Here is a 26,957-nt window from a genome sequence, read left to right on the forward strand (position 1 = left end):
CCTGCGCCAGAATGACCATCCCCCGCCGCCCGCTGCTCCTCGCCGCCCTTGCCGCGCCCTTTCTTTCGCGGCAGGCCCGCGCCGCCACGACTGCCATCGCGCTCCGCCCCGGCGCGCCGCGCACGCGCATCGCGACGCGCACCCTGCGGGGCGAGCGCGGCGAGGCCTTCGCCATCGCCTTCGGGGCGCAGGGCGAGGTCCGCCTGCCCACCTGGTACGGCGATGGCCGCGTGCTGCGCGCCCTGCCGCTCGCGGGGCGGGAGGTGCTGCTCGCCGAATTCCAGGGCAATCGCGGGACCGGCGTCGCGCAGCGGCTGGTCGCGGCGATCGGCTGGGACGATGCGGCGGGACTGCGCATCCTCGGCATCGAGACGCTGTCCTTCCGCGACGCCCAGACCAGCGCAGCGTCCCGCCGCATGACCGGCACGCTGGAGGCGACGGCCGCCCGCGACGCGCTGCTGCTGCGGCACGAGACGGTGCTGCGCCGGGGCCGCGGGCCGGACCTGCGGGAAACCTGGACGACGCGCCTCGCTTGGTCCGGCGCGGGGCTGCTGGCCGCGCCGGCGACGCCGCCGCGCGCGGGAGGGATGCAGCGCCGCGTGGATGCCGCGCGGGCGCGCATCCACGCGCTTCTCGCCGCCGCGCCGGTCACCGATGCGACGGCGCTCGACTACGACGAGGCCGGGCTCTGGGCCGTGGGCTACGCCGAGCCGGTCAGCTGAAGGCGCGGGACGGCGCCGGGTCGAAGCCGTCCGGGGTGATGCCGCGCGGGCGGATCATCTCGTAGGGCGCGCGCGGCAGGAAGCGGCCGGTGCCGGGTTCGGCCTGCACCTTGCCGTCCTTCATCACCACCTCGCCGCGGCGGATGGTCGCGACCGGCCAGCCGGTGACCTCCATGCCTTCGTAGGGCGTGTAGTCGATCGCGTGCTGCATCAGCGCGTTGGTGATCGTGACCTTCTTCTTCGGATCCCACAGCGCGAGGTCCGCGTCGCTGCCCACCGCGATCATGCCCTTGCGGGGCGCGAGCCCCATCAGCCGCGCGGGATTGGTGCAGGTCAGGCGCACGAATTCGTCCAGCGTGATGCGGCCCTTGGACACGCCCTCGCTGAAGATGATCGGCAGCCGCGCGGCGAAGCCCGGGATGCCGTTCGGGATGTCGCGGAACACCGCATCCGACCCGTTCTGCCGCTTGCCGCGATCCCCCTCGAAGGAAAACGCGCAATGGTCGGAGGAGATGACGTCGAGCGTGCCGCGGCGGATCATCTCCCACACCCGGGCATGTTCCTCCTTCGTGCGCGGCGCCGGGCTGCACATGAACTTCGCGCCCTCGAAGCCGGGGCGATCCATGTCGGCGGCGGTGAGTGCGACGTATTGCGGGCAGGTCTCCCCCCACACCTTCACGCCGCGCGCCTGGGCGCGGGCGATCTCCTCGGCCGCTTCCGCGCAGGAAACGTGGAAGACCTGGATCGGCTGGTCCACCAGCTCGGCGAGCGCGATGGCGCGGTGCGTCGCCTCGCGCTCGACGACCGGCGGGCGCGCCCAGGCGTGGTATTTCGGCGCGGTCATGCCGTGCTTCAGCAGTTCATGCGTGCGCCAGTTGATCGCCTCGTAGTTCTCGCAATGCACGGTGACGAGGCAGCCCAGTTCCCGCGCCTTGGTCAGCACGCGCAGGTACTGCGCGTCCGAAAGGTGCAGCGGCTCATAGGTCAGGAACACCTTCAGGCTGCGCACGCCCTCCGCGACCACGCGGGGCACCTCCTGGTCCATCACCGCGTCGGTCGGGTCGGAGATGATCTGGTGGAAGGAATGGTCGAGCATCCCGCGCGCCGCCCGCGCCCGGTAGTCGACGTAGCGGTCCCAGACGCCGAAGCCCTTCCATTGCGGGATGAAGCAGACGACCGAGGTCGTCCCCCCCGCGAAGGCGGCCGCCGAGGCGGTGGCGAAGGTCTCCTCGTTCACCGTCACGGGCGGTTCGGCCGCGCCGGTGCTGGCGTATCCGCCGCGGGAAGGTTCCTCGATATGGCAATGGCTGTCGACGCCTCCGGGCAGCACGAGCAGCCCGTCCGCCTCCACCACGCGGGCGGCGTCCGCGATGCGCTCGGCCAGGGCCACGATGCGCCCGTCCTTGACGCCGATGTCGCAGCGCACCGTGCCGAAGCCCGTCGCCACCTGCCCGCCCCGCACCGCCAGGTCGAATTCCGCCATGGTCTGCCCCCGTCTGCTGCGCCGCGATGGTGCGGCGCGGCGGCGGCGCGGACAAGCCTCAGCGCGGCGTGACGACGAGGTGCATCCCCCCGCGCGGGCGCAGCGCGAGCCGGCAATTGGGCCGCGGCGTGAAGCCGGGGGCCAGCGCGAAGCGGAAGCGCTGGAACAGGGTGGTGACGAAGGTCCGCACCTCCGCCATGCCGAAGGCGGCCCCGGCGCAGATGCGCGGCCCGATGCCGAAGGGCAGGTAGGCGTAGCGCGGCCGCGGCCGCGCCTGGGGGCCGAGGAAACGCTCGGGGCGGAAATGGTGCGGCGCCTCCCACAATTCCTCGTGCCGGTGCAGCAGCCAGGGCACGGCCAGCACCACATCGCCCTTGCGGACACGCCAGCGCCGGATGCGATCCGGCTGCGTCGCCTGGCGGGCGAGCACGGCGACGGGCGGATAGAGCCGCATCGCCTCCTGGATGAAGGCGCGGGTGTAGTCGTGGGACTTCGAGGCCCGCACCTCGATCGCGATGCGGTCGGCCGAAGGCGGGTGCAGCGCGGCGAGCATCGTCGTCCAGGTCAGCGTGATCGCGGCACCCTCGCTGCCGGCCAGCAGCAGCATCACCACCTCGTCCAGCAGCCTTTCGCCGGCGAGGATGGGCGAGCCGTCCTCCCGCCGCGCGGCGCGCAGGGAAGCGAGCAGCGGCGTCCCGCCCTCCGGCCCCGCGGCGGCGAGCAGGGCGGCGACGCGCGCGCGGATCTCGGCGGCGAGGCGATTGGCGCGCGCGCGGGTCAGCCAGCCCGCCACGTCCGGCAGGCCGATCAGGCCGAACAGGTCCACCACCTCGGCCGCGTCCTGGTAGGCGGTGAAGGTGCGCGCGATCTCGGCCGCTTCCTCCCGCGCCACGCCGGGGCCGAAGACGGCGAGCAGCATGACCCGCGTGATCGCCGCGGCATAGGCGACGGCGACGTCGACCGGCCCCTCGGCGCGGGCGAAGTCCTCGGCCAGTTCCGCGGCTGCCTGCTCGAAGCAGGGCTCGAAGCCCGAGACGACGGATGGGTGCAGCGGCGGGACGATGGCGCCGCGCTTTTCCGCCCAGTCCTCTCCGGATGCGATGAAGGCGCTGCCGCCGATCACCGGGCGCAGCGCATCCTCGAGGAAGCGGCTTTTGCGCTGGTAGGTCTCGTGACGGGTGACGAAGACCGCCCGCACCACGTCGGGGGTATTGGCGACGAGGATCAGCCGCCCGGGCAGGCGGGCGGAGAAGACCTGCCGGCGATAGGCGTCCTCGGGGAAGATCGAGAGGACGTCCCGCCGCGCCTGCAGCAGGCCGGCGAAGGCCGAGAGCGCGCGCCCGACCGGCGGCGGCATCGGCGGGACGAAGTCGGCGGCGCTGGCATCCATTGCGATACCATAATGGTATCCCGCGCCGCGGGGCTTGTCACCGCCGGTCGGCGGATTCCGTCCCGTAGCCGCGGCCGTAGCGGCGTTCCAGGCGCCGCTGCACCACGTCCCACAGCGTCGTCATCAGCAGGTAGTAGAGCGCGGCGACGACGAACAGCTCCAGCACCAGGAAGCGTTCCTGGATCAGCAGCTGGGTCCGGCGCAGCAATTCGTCGACGCTGATGACCGAGGCGATGGACGTCGTCTTGAGCAGCCCGTTCACCGAATTGCCCAGCGGCGGGATCATGACGCGGAAGGCCTGCGGCCAGGTCACCAGGCGGAACACCTGGCCGCGATGCAGCCCGAGCGCGAGCGCGGCTTCCCGCTGCCCCTTCTGCACCGAAAGGATGCCCGAGCGCACGATCTCGGACAGGTAGGCGCCCTCGTTCAGCGAGATGCCGATCAGGGCCGCTTCCCAAACGTCGAAGCGCAGCCCGATCAGCGGCAGGCCGGTGTAGATGATCAGCAGCTGCACCAGCAGCGGCGTGCCCCGGAAGAACCAGCAGTAGAAGGCCGCGAAGGCGGACAGCGCGCGGTGTTCCGACAGCCGCGCCAGCGCGATCATGATGCCGATGACAAGGCCGAAGACGAGCGAGCCCGCCGTCAGCCCCACCGAGATCAGCGCGCCTTCTAACAGGTAGGCGTTGAAGAGCGAATCGAAGAAGCCGTCCCAGCGCCATACCTGCATCGGTCAGGACCCGCGGGCGCGGCGCGTCAGCTCGGCCCCACCACCTCGAAGGGCCCGTCATAGGCGGTGACGCCGAAGCGGCCGAGCAGAGCATCGAAGGACCCGTCCGCCTTCATCGCGGTCAGCGCGCGGGCCACCGCCTCGGCCAGCGGCCTGGAGCGGAAGCCGAAATTGATCGGCGTGCCGTACAGGCCGGAGATGGCGCGGGTGAATTCGCCGCGGTCGTCATATTCCTTGCCCGTGCTGTCGATGGAGATCGCGGCGTCGAGCTGCCCCGCGCGCAGCGCCTGGAACGATACGGCGAAGTTGTCGAAGGCGCGGATCGTCAGCGGCGCGAGGTTGCGCGCGCGCAGGTCGTTCGACATGTCCGTGGTGCGGCGGAACTCGAAGCCGCCCTGCTCCACGCCCACGCGCAGCCCGGCGAGGTCCTCGATCCGGCGGATGTTGCGCGGGTTGCCGCGCGGGACGGACACGCTGATCGCCTGCTGCTCGTAGCGCACCAGCCACATCAGGCGCTGGCGTTCCTCGGTGTAGAACATGCCGGTGTTGATCATGTCCCACCGCCGCGCGGCGAGGCCGGGGATCATGGCGGCGAATTCCACGCGCACATGCTCGACCTGGAGGCAGAGCCGGCGCGCGATCTCGGCGCCGAGTTCCACGCGCATGCCGCGCAGCACGCCCTGCCCGTCCACGAACTGCATCGGCGGCAGCGTCGGGTTGGTCGACAGCGTCAGCGTGCCGGCCTTGACCAGCTCGCTGTTGGGCACGGCCTGGGTGCAGGCGGGCGCCTGCGCCAGCGCCGGGCTCGCCAGCAGCGAGGTGCCGGCGGCGAGGAAAAGGCGACGGTCCATCATGGTGCGCTCCCTGTCATTCCGCCGCCTGGGCGGCGACGCTCATCAGCCCGATGCCCTGCAAGACCTGCGCCAGCGCGGGCATGTCGGCCGAAGGCAGCGGCAGGCGCGGCGGCCGCGGCGGACCCATGTCCATGCCCATCAGCCGGAACGCCGCCTTGGTGCCCGACACGTAGCGCGGCCCGCCCACCCAGGGCAGCAGCGGCGCCAGTTTCCGATAGAGCGCGAGCGACTTGTCGCGGTTCGCCTCGAAGGCGGCGGCGTCGAACATCTCGCTCGACAGGCGGGGGGCGACGTTGCTGCACACCGCGACCCAGCCGATCGCGCCCAGCCAGGCGCTCTCGTAGCCGAGCACGCCGGCGAAGACCTCCATCCGCTCGCCGCACAGCGCGATGATGTCGCGCACGCGCGTCGCCTCCAGCGTGCTTTCCTTGACGTAGCGGCAATTCGGGATGCGGCTGATCTCGGCCAGCATCGCCGGCGTCATGTCGACATTCGCCGTGGCCGGGTTGTTGTAGACCATGATCGGGATGCCGATCGCGCGCGCCACCGTGTCGTAGTGGTGCACCAGTTCCGCCAGCGTCGGCACCGAATAGAAGGGCGGGATGATCATCACCCCATCCGCGCCCTGGGCCTCGGCTTCCTTGGATGTCGCGACGACCTCCCGCGTATCCTCCGCCCCCGTGCCGACGACGACGGGCACGCGGCCTTTCGCCGCGCGGATCACCGTCTCGACGATCGCCGCGCGCTCCTCGCGCGAGACGGACAGGAACTCGCCGGTGGACCCGAGCGGGATCAGCCCGCGCACGCCCTCCCGCACCTGGTATTCGACGAGCCGTGCGAGCGCCGCGTGGTCCACCGCCGATCCGTCGGGCGTGAAGGGCGTGATCAGCACCGTGTAGGTGCCGCGGAAGGGCTCTCGGGACATGCGGCCTCCGGGGATGGACGCGCGCGGGGCGCGTGCGATGATCGGAAACTCTTTTCTCCTTCCCGGCAAGGGCATGCGACTCACCTCCCCCGCCATCACGCGCGCCTCGGCACCCATCCGCTTCACCTTCGAAGGGCGGGAGGTCGAGGCGCTGCAAGGCGAGTCCATCGCCGCCGCGCTCTCGGCCGCCGGCATCCTCGCCTTCCGCGAGACAGCGAAGGGCGCGCCGCGCGGCCTGTGGTGCGGCATGGGCGCCTGCTTCGACTGCGTCGTCACGGTGGATGGCCGCGCCGGCCAGCGCGCCTGCCTGGTGAAGGCGGAAGCCGGCATGCGCGTGGACGGCGCCCCGCCGGCGGACCCCGCGCCGCTCGCCGCGGCAGCCGAGGCATCGCGCGAGGAAGCCTGCGACATCCTGGTCGTCGGCGCGGGTCCCGCGGGGCTTTCCGCCGCCATCGCCGCCGCGCGGGCGGGCGCGCACGTGGTCGTGCTGGACGAACGCGGGGAGGCCGGCGGCCAGTATTTCAAGCCGCTGGCGAAAAGCCACGCGCACGCGGCCCCCGACGCGCAGTTCCGCCAGGGCGCCGCGCTGCTCGCCGAAGCCCGCGCCGCAGGCGTCACGATCCACCATGGCGCCACCGTCTGGGGCGGCTTCGCGCCGGAGGAGATCGCGGCCCTCGTCGACGGCGCGGCCACCACCTTCCGCCCACGGCGCCTCATCCTCGCCCCCGGCGCGCATGAACGGCCCGTTCCGGTGCCCGGCTGGACGCTGCCGGGCGTGATGACGACGGGCGCGATGCAGACGCTCGCCCGCGCGCAGCGCGTCAGCCCGGCCGATCGCGTGGTGATCGCGGGATCCGGCCCGTTGAACCTGCAACTCGCCTACGAATTGCTCGCCGGCGGCGTGCGGGTCGCCGCGGTGGTCGAAGCCGCGCCGAAGCCGGGCCTGGCCGCCTGGCGCGACCTGCTGGCGCTGGCGAGATCCTCCCCGGATCTCGCCTGGGACGGGCTGCGCTACATCGCCACGCTGCAGCGCGCCGGGGTGCCGGTGATCTGGGGCGGCACCATCCTCGCCTGCGAGGGCACGGACCGCTTCGAAGCGCTGCGCATCGCGACACCATCGGGCGAGCGCCGCATCGAGGCCGGCGCCGCCGCGCTCAACATGGGCTTCCAGCCGGAAACCGGGCTCGCCCGCGCCCTCGGCTGCGCGCAGCGCTTCGCGACGGACGGACCCGGCGCGGAGATCGGGCGGCTCGAGACCGAGACGGATGAAGAAGGCCGCAGCAGCGTCGCGGGCGTCTTCGCCGTGGGCGACGGCGCGGCGATCGGCGGGTCGCGCATCGCGCTGGCGCGCGGGCGGCTCGCCGGCCTCGCCGCGGCGCGGGAGATCGGCCTCGCCGCGCCGGAGGATTCTGGCGCGCGGCGGGACCTCGACCGCGCCGTCGCCTTCCAGCGCGCGCTGTGGCGCATCTTCGCCGCCCCCGCCTTCGACGTCGCGGCCATCGCGGATGCCACCATCCTCTGCCGCTGCGAGGAAGTGACGGCGGGCGACCTCCGCGCCGCCATGGCGGGCGGGGCGCGTACGCTCGCCGCGCTCAAGAAGGAAACGCGCGCGGGGATGGGCCGCTGCCAGGGGCGCATGTGCGCGGCCGCGGTCGCGCGGCTCGCCGGCGCGCCGGCGGCCGAGGCCGCCTTCGCCGCGCCGCGCGCGCCGATCCGCCCCATCCCCGCCGCCGCGCTGATGCGGGAGGTGCCGGAAGCGCAGATCGACGCCCCCGTCATCGAGGCCCCCGCGCCGATCGCCTGGCGCAGCCCCAGCGTGCCGCTCGCACCCGCCGACCGGGCCTGCGAGGTGCTGGTGATCGGCGGCGGCGTGCTCGGCCTGTCCACCGCGCTGTATCTGGCGCGCGAGGGCGTCGACGTGCTGGTGGCCGACCGCTCCGAACCCGGCCTCGCGGCCAGCACCGCCAATGCCGGCAGCCTGCATGTGCAGCTGCTGCCCTATGATTTCGGCGACAAGGCGGAAGCGCTCGGCACCGCGGGCCCCGCCGCCGCGACGCTGCCGCTCGGGCCGCGCTCCATCGATCTGTGGAAGGAGATCGCGCGCGACGCGGGCGAGGCCTGCGGCATCCGCACGGAAGGCGGGCTGATGCTCGCCGAGACCGAGGCCGAGTTCGAATGGCTGCGCGGCAAGACCGCGGTCGAGCGCGGCGCGGGCATCGAGACGCATGTGCTCGGCGCGAACGAGTTGCGCGACGTCGCCCCCTATCTCGCGCCGCGCTTCATGGGCGCGGCTTTCTGCCCGGCGGAAGGGCAGATCGACCCGCTGCGCGGCACGGCGGCGCTGCTGGCGCTGGCCAGGCGGGCGGGCGCGCGGGTCGCGGGCGGCGTCGCCATCACCGGCATCTCGCGCGAGGGCGCCGGCTTCGCGGTCGCGACCGAAGGCGCGACGATCCGCGCCGGGCGCGTCGTGGTCGCGGCGGGGCCGTGGTCGGGGCAGATCGCGGCGCTGGCGGGGGTGCGGCTGCCGGTCGGCGGGCTGGTGCAGCAGGTGATCGCGACCGAGGCGACGGGGCCGCTCATCCCGCATCTGGTCGCCCATGCCGGGCGGCATCTCTCGCTCAAGCAGGGGCCGCACGGGCACCTGCTGATCGGCGGCGCCTGGCCCGGCACGCACGACCCGGCAACGGGCGCCACGCGCAACCGGCGCACCAGCATCGAGGGGAACCTCTGGGTCGCGGGCCATGTCGTGCCCGCCGTGGCCGGGCTTTCGGTGCTGCGCGCCTGGACGGGGATGAACGTGCATATCGACCGCGCGCCGATCCTGGGCGAGGCGCCCGGCTGCCCGGGGCTCTTCGCCGCCGTCACCTCCTCCGGCTACACGCTCGGCCCCGTCTGCGGGCGGATGACGGCGGATGCCGTGCTGGGGCGGGAGAGGATGCCCGCGGACTTCGCCATCGCGCGCTTCGGTTGACCCACATCACCACGCCCGGCGCCGGATATGCTGTAGTGCGCGCACGAAGTCTGGAGGTCGCCCCCATGCGTGCCCCGCTCCTTGCCCTGCTCGCCGGGCTGTCCGCCCTGCCCGCCGCCGCCCAGGCCCCGGCCGCGCCGGACCCGATGGCCGACAGCATCGTGCGCAACCTGACCCGCGGCATCCGCATCCCGGGGCGGGAGGCCGACGCGGTCACCGCCCCGATCACGCCGAGCGGCCCCGTCCAGGCCGCGACAACGGCGCCGCCCGAGATCCCCGCCGTGTCGCTGATGGTCACCTTCGCCACCGGATCGGCGACGCTGACGCCGCAGGCCGACGCCGTCGTCGCGGCGCTGGCCCGCGCGCTGGCCGCGCCGGAACTGGCGCGCTCGCGCATCCGCATCGAAGGGCACACCGACACGGTCGGCGACGGGGCGATGAACCTGCGCCTGTCCGAACGGCGGGCGGAGGCGGTGCGCACGAGCCTCATCACGCGGCACGGAATCGCGCCGGGCCGCCTCGAAACGCTCGGGCTGGGCGAGACACAACTCCTGGTAGCAACAAGCGATAATGTTCCGGAAACCCGCAACCGGCGCGTGCAGATCCTGAACATCGGCGAGTAGCCGGGGGCTTCAACCGTTGCGCGCAAGTGACGCCCGGCGCGGAATTGCGCTGTGTCAACGTATCGTGTTTAGAAATCGGGCTAACGGTCGGTAGACTCACGAAAACCGCTTCGTGAGTCACCGTGGCGCAGTTCCGCTCTCATTCCGGTATGCGATGGGCCGTCGCCGGCCTGATCCTCACGCTGCCGGCGCTCGCCGCGGCGCAGGCGCCGGGCGGCATCCCGCGCCCGCCCCCGCCGCCGTCCCGCATCATCGAGCGCGTCGCGCCGCCCGACGCCCCGGTGCTGTCGCCGCGCGCCGAGCCGCCCGCCGAGGCCGCGCGCCGCGGGCCGGGCGAAGGCCGCATGGTCGCCATCTCGACCGCCACGGTGCAGGGCAACACGGCGCTGCGGGAACGGCGCATCCGCGCGGTCGTCTCCGGCCTCGAAGGCCAGACCGTGGCGCTGTCGCGGATCGAGGAGACGCGGCTCGCCCTGCTCGGCGCCTATCGGCGGGCGGGCTACCCCTTCGTCTCGATCGCCGCGACCCTCGTCCCCGGCCCGGGCGGGCGGAACGAGGCGCGCTTCACCGTCACCGAGGGCTATGTCGCCGATGTGCGGCTCGATGGCGACATCGGGCCGGCCGGCACGCAGGTGCTGCGCTTCCTCGAACGCGTGAAGGACGTCCGGCCGATCTCGACCGCGGCGGTCGAGCGCGCGCTGCTGCTCGCCTCCGACATCCCCGGCGTGCGCGTGCGCGGCGTGCTGCAGCCGATCCAGGGCGAACCCGGCGCGCTGCGGCTGGTGGCGCAGATCAGCCGCTCGGCGCTGTCGGGCTACTTCAACCTCGACAACCGCGGCTACCGGCTGACCGGGCCCTGGCAGGGGCTGCTGGTCGCCGGGGTGAACTCGATGACCGAGTACGGCGAGCGGACCGAGGTCTCGATCTTCGGCGCCGAGCAGTCGACGCAATGGTTCGTCCAGGGCGGCGTCGAGACCTTCATCGGCGGCTCCGGCCTGCGCGTGCGCGTCTATGCCGGCATGGGCAACACCACGCCGTCGGGCCAGTTGGAAGCCATCGGCTATGAGGGCGAGACGCGCATCGCGGGCGTCGTCGCGACCTACCCGATCATCCGGTCCCGCCCCGCCAACCTTTGGGCGATCGCGCAGTTCGACATCTTCGACAGCGACGTCTTCACCGGCGTGGGCATCTTCGGCGGCGGCGGGCGGACCATCGCCGGGCGCGACCGCATCCGCACCGGGCGCGGCGGCTTCGACATGCAGGCGCTCGACGAATTCGCGCCCTTCCTGCCGGCGGCGACGAACCAGGGTTCCGTGCGCATCCACCAGGGCCTGTCGGTGTGGGACGCGACGGCGAGCAACGACACGCAGGCGACACGCATCGGCAGCGAGTTCGACTTCACCAAGATGACGGCGGAATACCAGCGGATCCAGCCGCTCTTCGCCCCCTTCGACGGGGCGATGGTCAACGTTCAGGCGTATGTGTCGGGGCAATACTCATCATCGGTACTCCCACCCGCCGAGAAATACTACCTGGGCGGGTCCCGGCTCGGCCGCGGCTACTATTCGGGGCAGGTGACCGGCGATTGGGGATACGGTTACGCAGTGGAATTGCAGCTCGATCTGGCCTACGAAATACCGGCCGAGCCCGCGCTCGGGAACAATCGGGGCTCGACGCAGCTGTACGTCTTCCGCGACATGGGCTGGGCTTACCAGAACCTCGACACCGATGCCGATCGCCGGCTGTCCTCCTGGGGCGGCGGCGTGCGGACGGTGGTCGCCGACACCGTGCAACTGGACCTTGAACTGGCGCGCCGCCTGACGACGCGCCCCGAGGGCCTGGCCGCCGATCCGCTCCGCGCAACGCAGCTCATTTTCCGTACGCTTGTGAGGTTCTGAGACATGGCCCGTCGCGCGCCTCGGGGCCAGGCTCGCGCCGGCCGTACCCCCGCCCCGGCGCCGGCGCGCGCATCGATCCGTCGCAAGCCCGCGCGCCTGTGGCTGCTGGGCACCACGGCGCTGCTGCCGGTCGCGGCGGGGCCCGCCCTCGCCCAGCCCGCGCCGGGCCAGGGTCCGACCGGCGGGCAGGTCGTCGCCGGCCAGGCCGGCATCGCGCGCACGCCCGGCCGCACCACCGTCACCCAGTCGACCAACCGCGCCGCGATCGACTGGCAGCAGTTCAACGTCGGCAGCCAGCACACGGTGCAGTTCGTCCAGCCCTCCCAGGGGTCCTGGACGCTGAACCGCGTCGTCGGGCCTGATCCGTCGGTCATCGCCGGGCGCGTGCAGGCCAATGGCGGCGTGGCCATCGTCAACCAGTCGGGCATGGTCTTCGCGCAGGGCGCGCAGGTGGATGTCGGCAGCCTGATCGCCTCGGCCGCCGGCATCACCAACGAGAACTTCATGGCCGGGCGCATGGCGTTCGACCAGGCGCCGCGCCGCGGGGCGCGCGTCGAGAACCACGGCAGCATCACCGTCGCCGATCGCGGCCTCGCCGCGCTGGTCGGGCCCAACGTCTCCAATTCAGGCGTGATCCGCGCGCGGCTCGGGCGCGTGGCGCTCGGCGCGGCGGAGACCTTCGTCCTCGACCTCGCCGGCGACGGCCTCATCGGCATCGACGTCACCCAGGCGGTGCGCGAGGCGCCGCAGGGTGGGGCCGCGCTCGTCACCAATTCCGGCACCATCGAGGCGCCGGGCGGCTCCGTGCTGCTGACCGCGCACGCGGCCTCCGACCTGGTCGAGGACCTGGTCCGCCAGACCGGCCGCATCTCCGCCCCCACGGCGGATGGCCGCGCGGGCCAGGTGGTGCTGCGCGCCGAGGGCGGGTCCGTCCGCGTCGAGGGTACGATCGACGCCACGGGTGGGGCCGGCGCGCGCGGCGGCGCGGTCGCGATCCAGGCCACCGAGGGCGTCACCGTCGCCGCGGGTGCCACGGTCGATGCCTCGGGCGCGGCGGGCGGCGGGCGCGTGCTGGTCGGCACGGCGGGCCGCGGCCGGCAGCAGCCCATGGCCCGGCGCACGACGGTGGAAGCGGGTGCGACCATCCGCGCCGACGCCACCACAGCCGGCAATGGCGGGGAGATCGTCGTCAACAGCGCCGATCGCACCGAGATGCGCGGCACGCTGACCGCGCGCGGCGGCGCCACGTCCGGCAATGGCGGCTTCATCGAGGTGTCCGGCCAGGGCGCCTTCGTGCTGCAGGGGATCGTCGACCTGACGGCGGGCAACGGCGCGCTCGGCGACTTCCTGCTCGACCCGCAGAACATCATCATCTCCTCGAGCGGCACGCCGACCGTGCCCTTCGGCACGGTGACGGATCCCTCGGGCACCATCGGCGCGGGGGGCACGTTCAGCGCCGCGACGGGCAACGCGAACGACTGGGTCCGCATCGACGCCGCCGCGCTCGCGGGGTTCGCCGCCGGCAACGTCACGCTCGAAGCCAATCGCCAGATCATCGTCGACAGCACCGTCAACCGCACCAATGCGGGCAATGTGACGCTGCGCGCGGGCGTCGGCACCGGCGTGACGGACGGCAACATCGTCCAGCGCGCGGGCGCGGATTTCTCGGTCAACGGCACGCTGACGCTCGAGACGAACCAGGGCGCGATCAGCCTCGCCGCCAATGTGCGGGCGACCGCCGTCGTGCTCTCGGCCAGCGGCGACATCGCCCAGACCGGCGGCAACATCCAGCACCGCACCAGCGCGACGACGCAGTTGCCGCTCTCCGCCATCTCCTCCGCGGGCAACGTCACGCTGGCGCAGTCCGGCAACGGCAATTTCGCCCTCGGCGCGAGCGGCGCGACCGCCGGCACCTTCACCGTCTCGGCCAATACGCTGCGCGTCGGCAGCAGCCTGACCGCGAACGCGACGAGCCTGACCGCCGCCACCGGCACGCTGACGCTGGCGGGCGACATCCGTGCGACCAGCCTCGCCCTGTCCGGCGCCACGGGCGTCACGCAAAGCGGCGGCACCATCGCGCACCGTGATTCGACGCCGGCCACGCCCGTCGAACTGCCGCTGACGGCGAACACGACGAGCGGCCCCGTCACCCTCGACCAGACGGGCAACGGCCCCGTCGAGCTCCGCGCCAGCACCGCGGCCGGCGACTTCACCCTGACGGCGGAAGCGATACGCACCACCGGGGCGCTGACCGCGAATGTCGCGACGCTGACGGCGGAGACCGGCGCGATCGAACTGGGCGCCAATGTGCGCGCGACCGACCTCAACCTCGTCGCGCAGACCGGCATCAGCCAGAGCGCCGGGACCATTGCCCATCGCTCCGGCGCGAACACGCCGATCGACCTCGCCGCCAGCCTCGCCGCCGCGGGCAACATCACGCTCGGCCAGGCCAATGGCGAGATCAACCTGCTCACCGGCGGCACCTTCGCGGGCAACTTCACCCTCGCCGCGACGGGCGACACGACGCTCGCCGCGGGCCAGACGCTCTCCGTCGCCGGGGAAGCGCGGATCACGCTGACCGGCACCGCGGACCTCGCGCTCAACGGCACGCTGCAGGCCAACAGCGCCGTCCTCCAGGCGCAGGGCGACATCACGCAGGCGACGACGGCGGTGCTCGCGCCGCTCTCGGCCGCGCCCGGCGCCGCGCTTGACCTGACGGTCGCGGTCACCGGCAACAACAACAGCGTCGACCTGCTCGGGGCGAACGGCGTCATCCGGCTTGTCGGCGGCTCGACCCAGGGCGAGGCCTTCGCGCTGCGCGGCACCTCGCTCAGCGTCGCCGGCCCGCTCAGCACGGCCGATGGCGCGACGCGCGGCAACGTCACGCTCGTCGCGAGCGGCACGACCGGATCGATCGCGCTCGGTGGCGCCGTCACCGCCGCCGGCGCGACGCTGCGGGCGAATGGCGCGGTCACGCAGTCGGCGGCGCTCGACCTAGGCGGCACGCTGACCATCCGCGGCCAGGATGGCACCCCGACCAGCGGCGCCGGCTCCGTCGCGCTCACCCTCGCCAACCAGGTGACGACGCTCGACGCGCGGGCCACCGGGGCGCTCGCCTTCACCTCCGGCGCTGCGGCGCTGAGCATCACCCAGGCGCGCGGCAACGGCGTCGCGATCACGGGCACGGGTGTCGCCGTCGCCGTCGGCGGCGGCGCGAGCGGCGTCGTCGGCACGGGCACGGGCGCCATCAGCGTCGTGGCGAACAGCCTGACCTTGTCCGGCGGCATCGCACAGCTCGGCGGCGGCAGCATCTCGCTGCGCACGGACGCGATCACCACGGGCGGCATCATCTCCGCGCCCTCGGCCACGGTGGAGATCGGCCCGCGCACGGCGGGCCGCGGCGTGCTGGTCGGCGGCGCCACCGATGCCACCCGCCTGCGCATCACCGAGACGGCGCTGAACGCCGTCACGGCCGGCACCGTCCGGCTCGGCAGCACCACGATCGGCGCCTCCACCGTCACGGGCGGCGCGGTGGAGATCGCGGGCGCGGTCTCCCTGCCCGCCACCACCACCTTCGAGGTCGCGGCCGGCGGCGACATCACCCTCGGCGCCGCGGTCGAGGCGGGGCGCGTGCGGCTCGGCGCGACCGGCAACATCGCGCTCGGCACCTTCGACGTGACGTCGGACGGCGCTTCGGGCGGGATCGAGCTGCGCGCCGGCGGCACCATCACGCAGGGGACGGGCAGCGAGATCATCGCCAGCGGCGCGACGCGCGAACTGGTCGCCCAGGCGGGCGCGGGGAGCCTCTCGCTCACCGGCACCGGGTCCTTCCGCGTCGCCGATGGCGGGGCCGAGCCGCGCGGCCTGTTGGCGCCAGGGGACATCACGGTCAATCTCGGCACGAGCGGCGCGCTGACCATCGCCGGCGCGGTGCAGGCCGGCGGCACGGCCAACCTGACCGCGCGCAGCATCGCGCTCCAGGCCGCGCTCACCGCGCCGACGGCGGTGAACCTGGCCGCCTCGGGCGGCGGTGCGGCCAGCACCATCACCCAGACCGCGTCGGGCACCATTTCCACCGCGCTGCTCACGGCCAATGCCACCGGCGCGGTCAGCCTTTCCGCCGCGCCGAACCAGGTCGCCAACCTCGGCACCTTCTCCTTCAACGACGCCTTCCGCTTCCGCACCAACGCGGCGGTCACGGTCTCGGGCGCTATCGCGCCGACGACGGTCGGCAGCAACGCCGACATCACGCTGATCGCGAGCAGCGTCGACGTGAACGCGGCACTGGCGGCGGGCACCGGCACGGTCACGCTGCAGGCGACCGGCGGCAACGTCTCCCAGACCGCGACGGGGACCATCACGGCCGGGCGGCTCGAAGCCTCGGCCAGCGGGTCCGTGCTGCTGGACACCGCGCCCAACGCGGTCGGGACCTTCGGCGCCGGCGGCGCGGGCGGCACCTTCGCGCTGCGCAACGGCCGGCCGCTGACGATCGACAGCGCGCTGACGCAGGGCGCGGGCGGCGGCATCCTGCGGCTGACGACCGATGGCACGCTGACGGTCGCCAATGGCGGCTCGATCGCCTTCTCCGACATCACGCTCGCGGCGGCGAGCGGCATGACGATCTCGGGCAATATCGGCCAGGCGGGCGCGACGGTGCGGCTCGGCGCGGGCGGGGCGATCACCCAGACGGCCACGGGCGGGATCACGGCGGGCACGCTCGGGATCTACGCGCCCGGCGACATCGCGCTCACCGCCGGGACCAACGCGGCCGGCGCCATCGGCGCCTTCACCCCCGGCGCCTTCGGCTATCGCGGCAGCGGCACGGTCCAGACGACGACGGTCGCCGACGTGATCCGGCCGTTCTTCAATCCGCTCCTGCCCGGGGGCTTCATCTTCGGTTCCGAGACCGTCTCGGGCATTCGCGCGGCCTCGGTCGACATCACGGCCGACAGCCTGCGCGTGCGCAACGCGACCGGCGGCAGCGCGCTCGGTGAAGGCGTCGCGGCCACGGCGACGACGGGGCTGGTGCGCCTGCGCCTGGACGGCCTCGCCATCGATGCCGACAGCGCCATCACGGCGGGCGCCAACCCGACTTATGGCGGCAGCATCGACCTCGCGACCCGCACCGCGGGCCGGAACATCGTGATCGGCGCCGACCAGGCCGGCACGCTCGCCCTCGGGCCGGGCGTGCTCGGGCGCCTGTATGGCGAGACGGTGACGATCGGCGCGGCGGGCGCGGGTGCGGGCACGCTGACGGTCGCGGGGCCGGCGAGCAGCAACGCGGTCAACGAACTCGCCCTGCGCGGCGCTTCCATCGGCATCGACGGCGCGCTGTCCATGTTCGGCACGGGGCGCGTCAGCCTGACGGCCGCGACGGGGGACATCACGCAATCCGCCACGGGCTCCATCTCCGCGCCGAACCTCGTCGCGACCGCCACGCTCGGCGACGTGCGGCTGGATGTCGTGGGTGCGGCGAACAACATCGCGCCCGCGTTCGTTGGCGGCCTCGCAGTCCCCGGCACCGGCACCGTCTCGGGCAGCGCCGGCGGCGGCGACTTCGCCTTCCGCAACGCGGGCAATGTCAGCGTCGCCGCCCCGGGCATCACGGCGACGGGCGGCACCGTCACGCTGGTCTCGACCGGCGGCGCGATCAGCCAAGCGGCCGCAGCGCCGATCACGACGGGCACGCTGGTCGCGAACGCGCTGGGCACGGTCACGCTCGACCTCGGCACCAACGCCGTCGCCACGCTCGGCGCGGGCTCCGCGGGCGGGGCGGGCTTCACCTTCCGCACCAACCGCGCGCTGACCGTCGCGGGCGTCTCCTCCTCCTCGGGCGGCATCACGCTCGAAGCGCCCGGCGGGATGACGCTGTCAGGCAACGTCTCGGCCCCGAACGGCCGGGTGGTGCTGCGCACGGGCGCGACGTTCGACACGCCGGGCGCGGGCGACATCACCCAGACGGGCGGCATCATCGCCGCGGCGAACCTCTCGGCCTCGGCCGGGGGCGACGTCGCGCTGACCCGCGCGAACGAGGTGCAGGTGCTCGTCGCAGGCCTGAACGCGGACGGCCTCACCTTCGGCACGCGGTCGATCCTCGCCGGCGGGAACGTCACCTTCAGCAACGCGCTCTCGACCCTGTTCGTCGTCTCCCCCGTCGTCGCCGGCACGAACCGCACCGCGACGATGCTCACCAACGGCCTCGCTGTCCTGCTGCCGGGAACCGCCTTCCTCGCCCCCGGCGGCGTCGTGCGCTTCGCGCCCTTCACGAATGGCCGGACGATCGACGTCGGCGGCGTCACGGCCGGCGCGACGAACCTCGCCACCGGCACGCTGCAGCAGGTCTCGGCCAATCGGCTCGTCATCGGCGGCACGACCGGCCAGGGCGGGACGAGCGGCAACATCGTCTTCAGCGCCCCCGTCGCGCTGCCCGGCGTGAACGCGCTGGAACTGCAGAGCGGCGGCGCCATCGTGGGCAATGCCCAGGCCATCACGGTCAACCGCGTCAGCGCCTTCGCGACCGGCGACATCAGCCTGGGCGGCGCGGCCGGGTCCATCGGCGGCGTCGCGGCGGGCAGCGGGCGGCCGGAAGGCATCGCCACCGACGGGTCCGTCAGCATCGTCGCGGGCGGCACGGGCACCTTCGCCGTCGATGCGGCGATCCAGGCCGGCGCGGGCCGCACCATCGCCCTGCAGGCGGCGGATTTCGAACTTGGCGCGAATGTCGGCACCGCCACGGGCACGCCGGGACGGATCGAACTCACCGGCACGCAGACGGTCAGCCTCGGCGGCACCGGCCCGATCGGCGCCACGGCGCGGCTGGAGGCGGCGGAACTCGCCCGGCTCGACGCCGCGGGCGGCACCATCCGCATCGCCGGCCCGGCGATCCGGCTCGACGGCACCTGGACGCTCGACCCCGCCGACGCGGCGCGGCTCGAGATGCTGCTGACGACGGGCGGCGCCGGCACCATCGCGCAGAATGCCGGCACGCTCTCGGCCGGCACGCTCGTGATCGATGCGCGCCAGACGCCGGGCACGGTGCAGATCGACCGCGCCGGCAACGCTATCGGCACGCTGGACGCGCAGACGGGCGGCGCGCTGTCCGTCGCGACGGGCGGCGCGCTCTCGGTCCAGCGCGCCGACGCCACCGCGGGCAACATCACCCTCTCGGGCGGCAGCATCACGCTGGCCGACACGCTGGGCCTCGCGGTCCCCGTGGTCCGCGCGCAGGCCGGCAATGTCGCGCTGACCGCGACGGCGGGCGACATCACGGGCACGACGCCGCGCGCGGCGGTCAGCGGCACGGCGCTGACCGCCAATGCCCTGGCGGGCGAGGTGCGGCTGACGGGCAACAACAGCGTCGGCACCTTCACCGCCACGGCGCGGGACGGCGTGCTGTTCCGCAACACCGGCGCGCTGACGGCGGGTGCCACGGGCGGCGCCGGCGCGGCGGTGGCGGGCAATGTCGACATCCGCGGCACCGCGCTGACGCTGGGCGACATCCGCGCCACCGGCACGGTCACGCTCGATGCAACGACGGGCGACATCCTCCAATCCCCCGGCGCGACGCTCGCCGCCGGCACGCTGTCCGCGACCGCGACCGCCGGCAACATCCGGCTCGACGGCGCGAACCTCGCGACCGGCGTCGCGAACAACGCGATCCAGGACCTGACGGCGCTGTCGGCCGGCGGCGACATCACGCTGCGCAACGGCACGGCGCTGACCATCGACCTGCCGCTCTCGGTCGGGACGAACCGCACCCTCACCCTCGAGGCCGCGGGGCTGACCATCGCCGGCAACCTCTCCGCCGCCGGGCCGGCCGGGCAGATCATCCTGCGCACCGGCGGCTTCACCGGCGGGGCGAATGCCGGGGACATCACGCAGCAGGCCGGGACGGCGATCAGCGCCGCGCGGCTCGCCGCGCTCGCCGGCGGCACCATCACGCTCGACCAGCCGGGCAACGCCATCGGCACGCTCGCCGGCGGGCGCAGCGCGGCGGGCACGGCGCTCGGCCTCGGCCTGTCCGCCGGTGGCGACGCCACGCTGCGGATCGGCACCGGCGCGACGCTGACGGTGGGCGAGGCGCTGCAGGTCGGCACCGGCCGGACGCTGACGCTGCGCGCCGACGACCTCGCCATCGCCGCGCAGCTGCGCGCGCCGGGCGGGACCATCGTGCTGCTGCCGGCGACGGCGAACGGCACGTTCGGCTACGTCCTCGGCGGCGCGGCCGGCAGCGTGAACGCCGGGCGCATCACGCTCGATTCCACCGAGCTCTCCTTCCTGCCGGCCGTCACCCCGGCGGCGACGCTCTCGCTGGGCGATGTCGCGACCACGGGTGCGGTGACCATCGCCGGCACGGTGGACCTGGTGGATGGCGCAAGCCCGCGCGTCGGGCTGCTCTCCCTCGCGGGCATTGATGGCCTCACGCAGAATCCAGGCAGCGTGCTCGACGTCGCGGCGCTGCGCGCGATCTTCACGAAGGGCGCCGTGCTGCTCGACCCGGGCAATGCGGGCAACCGCATCGCGGCGCTGGAGGGTGTCACCGCCGGCGGCGACGTGGTGGTGCGCGGCGGCGCGGGCTTGATGACGCTGCGCGACGGCGGCGCGGGGACCTCGGTCGTCGCCGGCACCGGCGCGCGCATCGTGCTGCGCGCGGACGACCTCGACATCCAGGCCGCGCTGCGCGCGCCAGGCGGGACGGTGAACCTGCTGCCCGAAAGCCTCGGCCGGACGGTGACGCTTGGCGGGACGGGCGCGGGCACGCTCGCGCTCGACGCGGCGGAAATGGCGCGGATCGGCGATGGCGGCCCGGCCGCGGCACGGCTGCGCATCGGCTCGGACGGCACGCTGCGCAGCGCGGGGGACATCCGCATCGTCGGCAATGTCGCGCTGCGCGACGGCGGCGGGGATCGCGTGGGCCAGCTCGACCTGGTGGCGGGCGGAACGGGCATCGCGGGCGGCGCCGTGGTCCAGACCGGCGGCGTGGTCGACGTGGCGACGCTGACCGGCACCGCGCAGGGCGATTTCGGCGCGAATGGCGCGAACCGGATCGACGCCTTCGCCGGCATCACCGCCGGGCGGCTGGCCGCGGGCGGCACGGCGCCGGCCGATGTCGCGCTGCGCAGCACGATCGACGCGCGGATCGCCGGGCTCGACGCCACGCGCGACCTGACGGTGACCGGCGGCGGCACGCTGACAGCCACCCCGGTGACGATCGCGACCGATGCCGGGTCCGCGACCATCGCCGCGGCACTCACCGCCGGCAGGAGCGCGACCCTGACGGCGACAGGGGCCCTGGCCGCCGGCCCGGTCACCGCCGCCAACATCACCCTCCAGGGGGCGAGCATCGACCTGACGGGGCGGATCGGCGGCAACGGCGCGAACGCGACGAGCGCCACGCTGAGGGCACCCGGCGGCAGCATCACGCAGGATCCGGGCGCGATCATCGCCGCGAACCGGCTGGCCGTGACCGGCGGCACCGTGACGCTGACCGAGGCGAACCAGGTCTCCGAGATCACCGGCTTCGCGGCCGGCGGCGCGGTCGGCTTCACCACCGTGCTGCCGCTGCTGGTCAGCGGCGCGGTCTCGGCGAACGGCACGCTGGCGCTGACGACCTCCGGCACGCTGACGGTCAGCGGCGCGGGCTCCCTCGCCGTCGCGGGCGGGCCCGGCACGGCGAGCCTCTCCTCGGGCGGGGCGATGAACGTGGCGGGCCGCCTGACCTCGAGCGGCGACGCGACGCTGGCGGCCCGCACGGGCGGGCTGTCCTTCACCGGCAACGGCACGGTCGGCGGCACGGCCCGTCTGACCGCGCCGGGCGCGATCACGCTCGGCGGCTCGCTCGTCGCGGCCGGCGGCGTGCAGGCGACCGCTGGCGCGGGGCTGAGCGCGACCGGCACGCTGCGGGCCGGCGGCGACGTGCGGCTGCAGGCCGGCGGCACGCTGACCCATTCCGGCGTCACGCAGGCGGGCCTCGGCCTGACCTTCGGCTCGAGCAGCGCCATGACGCTGGGCGGCAGCATGACGGCGGGCACGGATGTCACGCTCACGGCCGGCGGCCTCGCGACGCTGGCCAACGGCAAGATCGGCGCGCCGGGGACCATCGCGCTGCTCTCGGGCGGCGGGCTCGTGATGCAGTCCTTCGCGATCGACCCGGCGATCATCCGGCTCGAGACCGCCGGCCCGCTGACCGCGACCGGCAGCACGCTCGTCTCCTCGGACAGCATCCGGCTGGCCGGCGGGGCGGTGACGCTGCGCGACATGAACATCACGACCGGCACGCTCGACGTCGAATCGGCCGGCACGATGCTGGTAGACGGCGGCACGTTCACGCTCGGCCGCGCGGTGCTGTTCTCCGCCCCCGCGGGGATCTCGGCCGGGGACGTCATCACCATCCGCCCGCTCGACAGCAGCCAATTGCCGGTGGTGATGTTCGACACGCGCATCGCCGGCGCGCGGCCGGATCCGCTGTCGGTGGTGCGGCCCGACATACCGGGCGTGCCGAACGCGCAGCAGCCGATGCAGGTCCGCCTGCCGGGCACCGAGGTGCCGGGCGTCTTCGGCCCCGCCTCCTCCGCCCCCGCCGGCCTGCTCGCGATCAACGTCGATGCGGGGCGCAGCCCGATCTTCCTGCTGATCGATGGCGGCTTCGTCAGCGGCACCATCGTCTCGGCCGGGCGGCTCGGCATCCACGGCACGGGCGGCGGGTCGGAACTGACCGGCAACCTGACCGACATCAGCGGCAGCCCGGTCAGCGGCTCGGCCGCGGCGCGCTTCGCCGACAGCACCCGCCCGGCGGCCTCGGGCGCGCTCTCGCGCTACCGGTTCAACGGCTGCGTCGTCTCCTCGGTCAACTGCGTGGTGCCGAGCCAGGTGATCTCGATCCCGCAGGCCCCGCCGCAGCGGGTCGACATCACCCTCGGCGGCGGCCGGATCACCGATCCCGACGTCCAGATCCCGAACGTCGCGGAGGAGGATTACTGAGCCTATGCCGATGCGCACGCTGCTCGCCGCCGCGGCGCTCGGGGCGCTGGCCGCCTGCTCGGCCCCGCCGCCCGACGCCTATGTGACACGTTCCGCAGCCGCAACGGCTGGCGAGCCCGCCGGGACGGACGCCCGCAACGAGCCCTGCCAGGTCCAGCCCGGCCGTGCCGCGCCGGCCGACCGGCAGGTGCTGCGCACGCGGGAGGTCTATTGCGGCGGCTGGACGCAGCCCGCCGCGCGCGTCGTCGAACTGGCCGGCGCGGCCGGCCCGGCGGATCTCGACGCGATCGCAGCCTCGGGGCTGTGGCGTTCCTGGCTCGACCAGCGCGTCGCCTGCGCGGCGCCGACGCGCACCACCATCGCCGGCGGCGGCGAAGCCCGGCTTCTCGCCTGCACCCGCCGCGCCGGCGGCTGGCCGCATGTCGCCATCGTCACGGCCGGCCCCTCCGGCCCCGTGGTCGCCGACGGCGTCGCCACCTCCCTGCCGGTGATCGAGCGCCTGGCGACCGGGCGCAGCGCGGGAACCGCCGCGGCCTCGCGCTCCGCCGCGCTCGAACTCGCCGTCGCGCGGCTTTCGGCCGATGCCTTCAGCGCCACCGATGTCGGCCGCTACGAACAGCTGATGGCGCTCGGCCGCGACCTGAACCAGACCGAGAACTTCGCCGCCGCCGAGGACGCCTACCGCGCCGCCCTCGCCGTGCAGGAACGCGTGCTCGGGCGGGACAACCCCAACACCGTGACCGCCATGCTGCACCTGGCGGTGAACCTGTCGAACCAGCGGCGGCTCGCCGATGCGGGCGCGCTGCTCGACCGCGCGACGCCGCTCGCCCCGCGCGCGGCGGACCCGGCGACGCCCGCGCGCCTGCTGCACTACCGCGCGCTGCACGCGCTCAATTCCGGCGACCCGCGCACGGCGATCGCGCTGCTGGAACAGGCGGAGGCGCGCTACGCCGCCCTCGCCCCCTCCACCCGGCGGGAACGGCGCGACGGGGAGACGAGCGAGCTGCTCGCCGACCCGGTCGAGCAATCGGCCATCCTCGGCCTGGCCGAGGCGAAGCGGAACCGCGCGGTGGCGCTGACGCGCGCCGGCCGCGCGGCGGAAGCACCCGCGCTGGTCGCGGAAGCGCGCGCCGTGCTGCGCAATGCGGGCCTTGAGCCCAACATGATGGTCGGCCGCGCGATGCGCACGGAAGCCGGCGCGGACATCCGGCTCGGCCGCACGGAAGCGGCGGCGCAGCTGATGGAACGCGCGGCCGGGCGCTTCGCCATCGCCGCGCCGGGCGAAAGGCCGGAAGCGGTGACGCTGTTCCTCGCCGGCCAGCAGCGGATGCGCGGCGGTCGGCGGGCGGAAGCCCTGACCGCCTTCCGCGCCGGCGCGGCCATCCTGCGCGCGCGGCAGATCGGCCTGCCGGTCGGCCTCGTCGTCCCCTACCTCGACGCGCTCGACCAGGAAGCGGCGGCGACCCCGGGGCTCGCCCCGGCGCTGCGCGCGGAGATGTTCGGCGCAGCCCAGCTCGCCCAGCGCAGCAGCACCGCGCGCTACGTGCAGCAGGCCTCCGCCCGCCTCGGCGTGTCGGAAGGCAACCAGGCGGTGCAGGGCGCGGTGCGCGGGCTGCAGGACGCCGACCGCGAGCTGCGCGAATTGTTCGCCGAGCGCGATTCCTCCAGCGGGCAGAACGCGGCGCTGGACGACCGCATCGCCGCCGCCCAGGCGCGGCGCGCGGATGCCGAGGGCCAGGTCGCATCGGCCGCGCCGGGCTACAGGCAGCTGCTGCTCGCCTCGGTGGACGCGGACAGCGTGGCACGCGCGCTCGGCCGCGGGGAAGCGCTGCTGACCATGCTGCTCGGCCCCCGCGAAGGCTTCGTGATGGCCGTGCGCGACGGCCGCGTCGATGCCCGCCGCGTGCCGGTGGGGGAGGAAGCGGTCGCCGCGCTGGTGTCGCGCATCCGTCGTTCTTCCGAGATCGGCGCCGGCGGCGTGCCGCGCTTCGACACCGACGCCGCGCAGGAACTGCACCGGCTGCTGGTCGCCCCGCTGGCCGGCACGCTGGACGGGGCGGAGACGCTGGTGGTCGCCCCCGACGGGCCGCTGCTGGCGCTGCCCTTCGGCATGCTGCTGGCAGGCCCGGCATCGCCCGACCAGCTGGTCGGCGCGCCCTGGCTGATCCGCCGCCACGCCATCGTCCATGTGCCGAGCCCGCAGACGCTCGTCACGCTGCGCGCCGCCGGCACGGGCTCGACCGCGCCCAACCCGTATATCGGCTTCGGCGACTTCACCCCGCCATCGGGCGCGCAATTCGCCCGCGCCTTCCCCGCCGACCGCTGCGGCACGGATGCGCGGCTCGCCACCGGGCTCGGCCGGCTGCCGGGCACGCGGGCGGAGGTTCTGGCCTCCCGCCAGTTGCTCGGCGCGGCGGCGGACCGTGCGATCCTCGGCGCCGACTTCACCATCGCGAACCTGCGGCGCCAGCGGCTCGACCAGTATCGCGTCGTGCATCTCGCGACCCATGCGCTGCTGCCCGGGGAACTGTCCTGCCTGCCGGAACCCTCGATCGTCGCCTCCCCGCCGGGCGGGGCGCCCTCGGCCGACACGGCCTTCCTCAAGGCGAGCGAGGTGCTCGACCTCAAGATGGATGCCGACCTCGTCATCCTGTCCGCCTGCAACACCGGCGGGCCGGGCGGCGAAGGCGGCGGCGAGGCGCTGTCCGGCCTCGCCCGCGCCTTCTTCTACGCCGGGGCGCGCGGGCTGATGGTGACGCATTGGGCGGTGGACGACGCGGCCGCCGCGCTGACCGTCGCCGACACGCTGCGCCGCCAGCAGGGCGGGGCGACATCCGCCGCCGCGCTGCGCGGGGCGCAGATGCTGATCCTGGAGGAAGCGGGGCGGAACCTGCCCGCGGCCTTCGCCCATCCCTACTACTGGGCGCCGTTCGTGCTGATCGGCGACGGCAGGCGGGCAGGCGCGGCGACCGCCGCAGCCCCCGCGCCGGCCCGGCTGTGACGGGGCGGACTTGCCGGGACGCCCGGTGACGACATCTGCGCGGCAAGGCTGTAGTCTTGCCGAAGGACGACCGCCGGACGCCGGAGACCCCACGGGCCCATGCTGCCAGCCGAGCTGAACCAGAAGTACGAGGTGCGCGGCACGCTCGGCGCCGGCGCCATGGGCACGGTCTACGACGCGGTGGACCGCATCATCGAGCGCCGCGTCGCCATCAAGGTGGTGAACCGCCCGAACGAGAACGACCCGGAGGCAGTGGAATCCCACGCCCGCTTCCGGCGGGAAGCGCAGGCCGCCGGCCGCCTGTCCCACCCCAACATCGTCGGCGTCTACGACTACGGGGAGAACGCGACACAGGCCTGGATCGTGATGGAGCTGGTCGAGGGCGGCAGCCTCAAGGGCCGGCTCGACAAGCAGGAGCGCTTCACCGTCCCCGAGATCGTGCGGATCATGGGCGAGGTCTGCGCGGCGCTGCACTATTCCCACCAGCGCGGCGTGGTGCACCGGGACATCAAGCCCGGCAACATCATGATGACCACCGACGGCCAGGTGAAGATCGCCGATTTCGGCATCGCGCGCCTGGAAAACTCGTCGATGACGCAGGTCGGCACGCTGATCGGCACGCCGTCCTACATGGCGCCCGAGCAGTTCCGCGGCGAACCGGTGGACCTGCGCGCGGACATCTGGGCCGCCGGCGTCATGCTGTACCAGCTGCTGACCGGGGAGAAGCCGTTCGAGGGCGGCTTCTCGGCCGTGATGCACAAGGCCCTGCATACGGAACCGCCGCCGCCGTCCTCGCTTTCGGTCACCACGCCGAGGGCCTTCGACGGCGTGATCGCGCGCGCGCTCGCCAAGCGGCCGGATGACCGCTTCCGCTCGGCGGTGGAATTCGCCGAGGCGATCCGCGCCGCCGCCAGCGCCCCCGCCGCCGCACCCGAGCCTTCCGGCCTGCCGGGCCTGCCCGGGCTGAACGAGGACGCGACGGTCGTCACCGGCCGCATGCCCGCCGGCGCCACGGGCACGATGCAGCGCCCGGGCCAAGGCGCCCCACCGCCGGAGAAGAAGGGCGCGCCGGTCGCGGCCATCGCCGGCGGCGCCGGCGCGCTGGTGATCGCCGCCGTGGCGGGCTGGTACTTCCTCGCCGGCCCCGGCGCGGGGCCGAACACGGCCGAACTGGAGCGCCAGCGCCAGGAGCAGGTGGCGCGCGAGACCGCGGCGCGGGAGCAGGCGGCCCGCGCCGAGGCCGCCGCCCGGGACGCCGCCGCGCGCGAACAGGCGCAGCGCGACGCCACCGCGCGGGAGCAGGCGGCGCGCGCCCAGGCGGCGCGGGAGGCCGCGGCCGCCGAGCAGGCGCGGCAGGACGCCGCCCTGCGCGAACAGGCCGCC

At 74.3% G+C, this 26,957-nt stretch carries 12 protein-coding genes; 7 read left to right on the plus strand and 5 right to left on the minus strand.

Annotation, left to right across the window (positions count from 1 at the left end):
* Positions 1–11 precede the first annotated feature (11 nt).
* Positions 12–722: a hypothetical protein gene (locus J5Y09_RS16630; RefSeq protein ID WP_209352933.1), complete on the plus strand. Its 711-nt coding sequence runs from the start codon at positions 12–14 to the stop codon at positions 720–722.
* Here J5Y09_RS16630 and hydA read toward each other — a convergent pair.
* Genes hydA through J5Y09_RS16655 form a run of 5 tightly spaced genes read right to left on the minus strand, consistent with a single transcriptional unit; the run spans position 715 to position 6,101 of the window.
* On the minus strand, positions 715–2,205 hold the full coding sequence (gene hydA / locus J5Y09_RS16635) for a dihydropyrimidinase (protein ID WP_209352934.1): 1,491 nt from the start codon (positions 2,203–2,205) through the stop codon (positions 715–717). The genes J5Y09_RS16630 and hydA overlap by 8 nt on opposite strands.
* A gap of 58 nt (positions 2,206–2,263) precedes the next feature.
* Positions 2,264–3,595 carry a cytochrome P450 gene (locus tag J5Y09_RS16640; protein WP_209352935.1) on the minus strand — a complete coding sequence of 444 codons (1,332 nt, stop codon included), beginning with the start codon at positions 3,593–3,595 and terminating at the stop codon, positions 2,264–2,266.
* Between the two features lie 37 nt (positions 3,596–3,632).
* Complete coding sequence (locus J5Y09_RS16645) at positions 3,633–4,322, minus strand: amino acid ABC transporter permease (RefSeq protein ID WP_209352936.1); 690 nt, start codon at positions 4,320–4,322, stop codon at positions 3,633–3,635.
* 26 nt (positions 4,323–4,348) lie between these two features.
* Positions 4,349–5,176, minus strand: a complete 828-nt coding sequence (locus tag J5Y09_RS16650) for an ABC transporter substrate-binding protein (RefSeq protein WP_245217185.1) — start codon at positions 5,174–5,176, stop codon at positions 4,349–4,351.
* Between the two features lie 13 nt (positions 5,177–5,189).
* Positions 5,190–6,101, minus strand: a complete 912-nt coding sequence (locus J5Y09_RS16655; RefSeq protein ID WP_209352937.1) for a dihydrodipicolinate synthase family protein — start codon at positions 6,099–6,101, stop codon at positions 5,190–5,192.
* Positions 6,102–6,174: 73 nt separating this feature from the next.
* Between J5Y09_RS16655 and J5Y09_RS16660 the strand changes: the two genes are divergently transcribed.
* The 6 genes from J5Y09_RS16660 to J5Y09_RS16685 all read left to right on the plus strand — a co-directional run.
* Positions 6,175–9,072 (plus strand): FAD-dependent oxidoreductase, encoded by a 2,898-nt coding sequence (locus tag J5Y09_RS16660; protein WP_209352938.1) that lies wholly within the window; start codon positions 6,175–6,177, stop codon positions 9,070–9,072.
* A 65-nt stretch (positions 9,073–9,137) separates the two neighbouring features.
* Positions 9,138–9,695, plus strand: coding sequence for an OmpA family protein (locus J5Y09_RS16665; protein WP_209352939.1), 558 nt, complete (start codon positions 9,138–9,140; stop codon positions 9,693–9,695).
* Between the two features lie 149 nt (positions 9,696–9,844).
* The gene (locus tag J5Y09_RS16670; protein ID WP_209352940.1) at positions 9,845–11,593 is read left to right on the plus strand and encodes a ShlB/FhaC/HecB family hemolysin secretion/activation protein; all 1,749 of its coding nucleotides are present in this window, start codon (positions 9,845–9,847) and stop codon (positions 11,591–11,593) included.
* A 3-nt stretch (positions 11,594–11,596) separates the two neighbouring features.
* Complete coding sequence (locus J5Y09_RS16675) at positions 11,597–22,573, plus strand: two-partner secretion domain-containing protein (RefSeq protein WP_209352941.1); 10,977 nt, start codon at positions 11,597–11,599, stop codon at positions 22,571–22,573.
* A gap of 4 nt (positions 22,574–22,577) precedes the next feature.
* Positions 22,578–25,574, plus strand: coding sequence for a CHAT domain-containing protein (locus tag J5Y09_RS16680; RefSeq protein ID WP_209352942.1), 2,997 nt, complete (start codon positions 22,578–22,580; stop codon positions 25,572–25,574).
* Positions 25,575–25,673: 99 nt separating this feature from the next.
* On the plus strand, positions 25,674–26,957 hold a 1,284-nt coding region (locus J5Y09_RS16685; protein WP_209352943.1), incomplete at its 3' end, for a serine/threonine-protein kinase.

This window comes from Roseomonas nitratireducens, assembly GCF_017813355.1.
Taxonomy (GTDB): Bacteria; Pseudomonadota; Alphaproteobacteria; order Acetobacterales; family Acetobacteraceae; genus Neoroseomonas; species Neoroseomonas nitratireducens.

Coding starts and splice junctions, on each gene's coding strand:
- J5Y09_RS16630 (WP_209352933.1), top strand. CDS start 12: ATGACCATCCCCCGCCGCCCGCTGCTCCTCGCCGCCCTTGCCGCGCCC.
- J5Y09_RS16645 (WP_209352936.1), bottom strand. CDS start 4,322: ATGCAGGTATGGCGCTGGGACGGCTTCTTCGATTCGCTCTTCAACGCC.
- J5Y09_RS16675 (WP_209352941.1), top strand. CDS start 11,597: ATGGCCCGTCGCGCGCCTCGGGGCCAGGCTCGCGCCGGCCGTACCCCC.
- J5Y09_RS16660 (WP_209352938.1), top strand. CDS start 6,175: ATGCGACTCACCTCCCCCGCCATCACGCGCGCCTCGGCACCCATCCGC.
- J5Y09_RS16640 (WP_209352935.1), bottom strand. CDS start 3,595: ATGGATGCCAGCGCCGCCGACTTCGTCCCGCCGATGCCGCCGCCGGTC.
- J5Y09_RS16650 (WP_245217185.1), bottom strand. CDS start 5,176: ATGATGGACCGTCGCCTTTTCCTCGCCGCCGGCACCTCGCTGCTGGCG.
- J5Y09_RS16655 (WP_209352937.1), bottom strand. CDS start 6,101: ATGTCCCGAGAGCCCTTCCGCGGCACCTACACGGTGCTGATCACGCCC.
- J5Y09_RS16665 (WP_209352939.1), top strand. CDS start 9,138: ATGCGTGCCCCGCTCCTTGCCCTGCTCGCCGGGCTGTCCGCCCTGCCC.
- hydA (WP_209352934.1), bottom strand. CDS start 2,205: ATGGCGGAATTCGACCTGGCGGTGCGGGGCGGGCAGGTGGCGACGGGC.
- J5Y09_RS16670 (WP_209352940.1), top strand. CDS start 9,845: ATGCGATGGGCCGTCGCCGGCCTGATCCTCACGCTGCCGGCGCTCGCC.
- J5Y09_RS16680 (WP_209352942.1), top strand. CDS start 22,578: ATGCCGATGCGCACGCTGCTCGCCGCCGCGGCGCTCGGGGCGCTGGCC.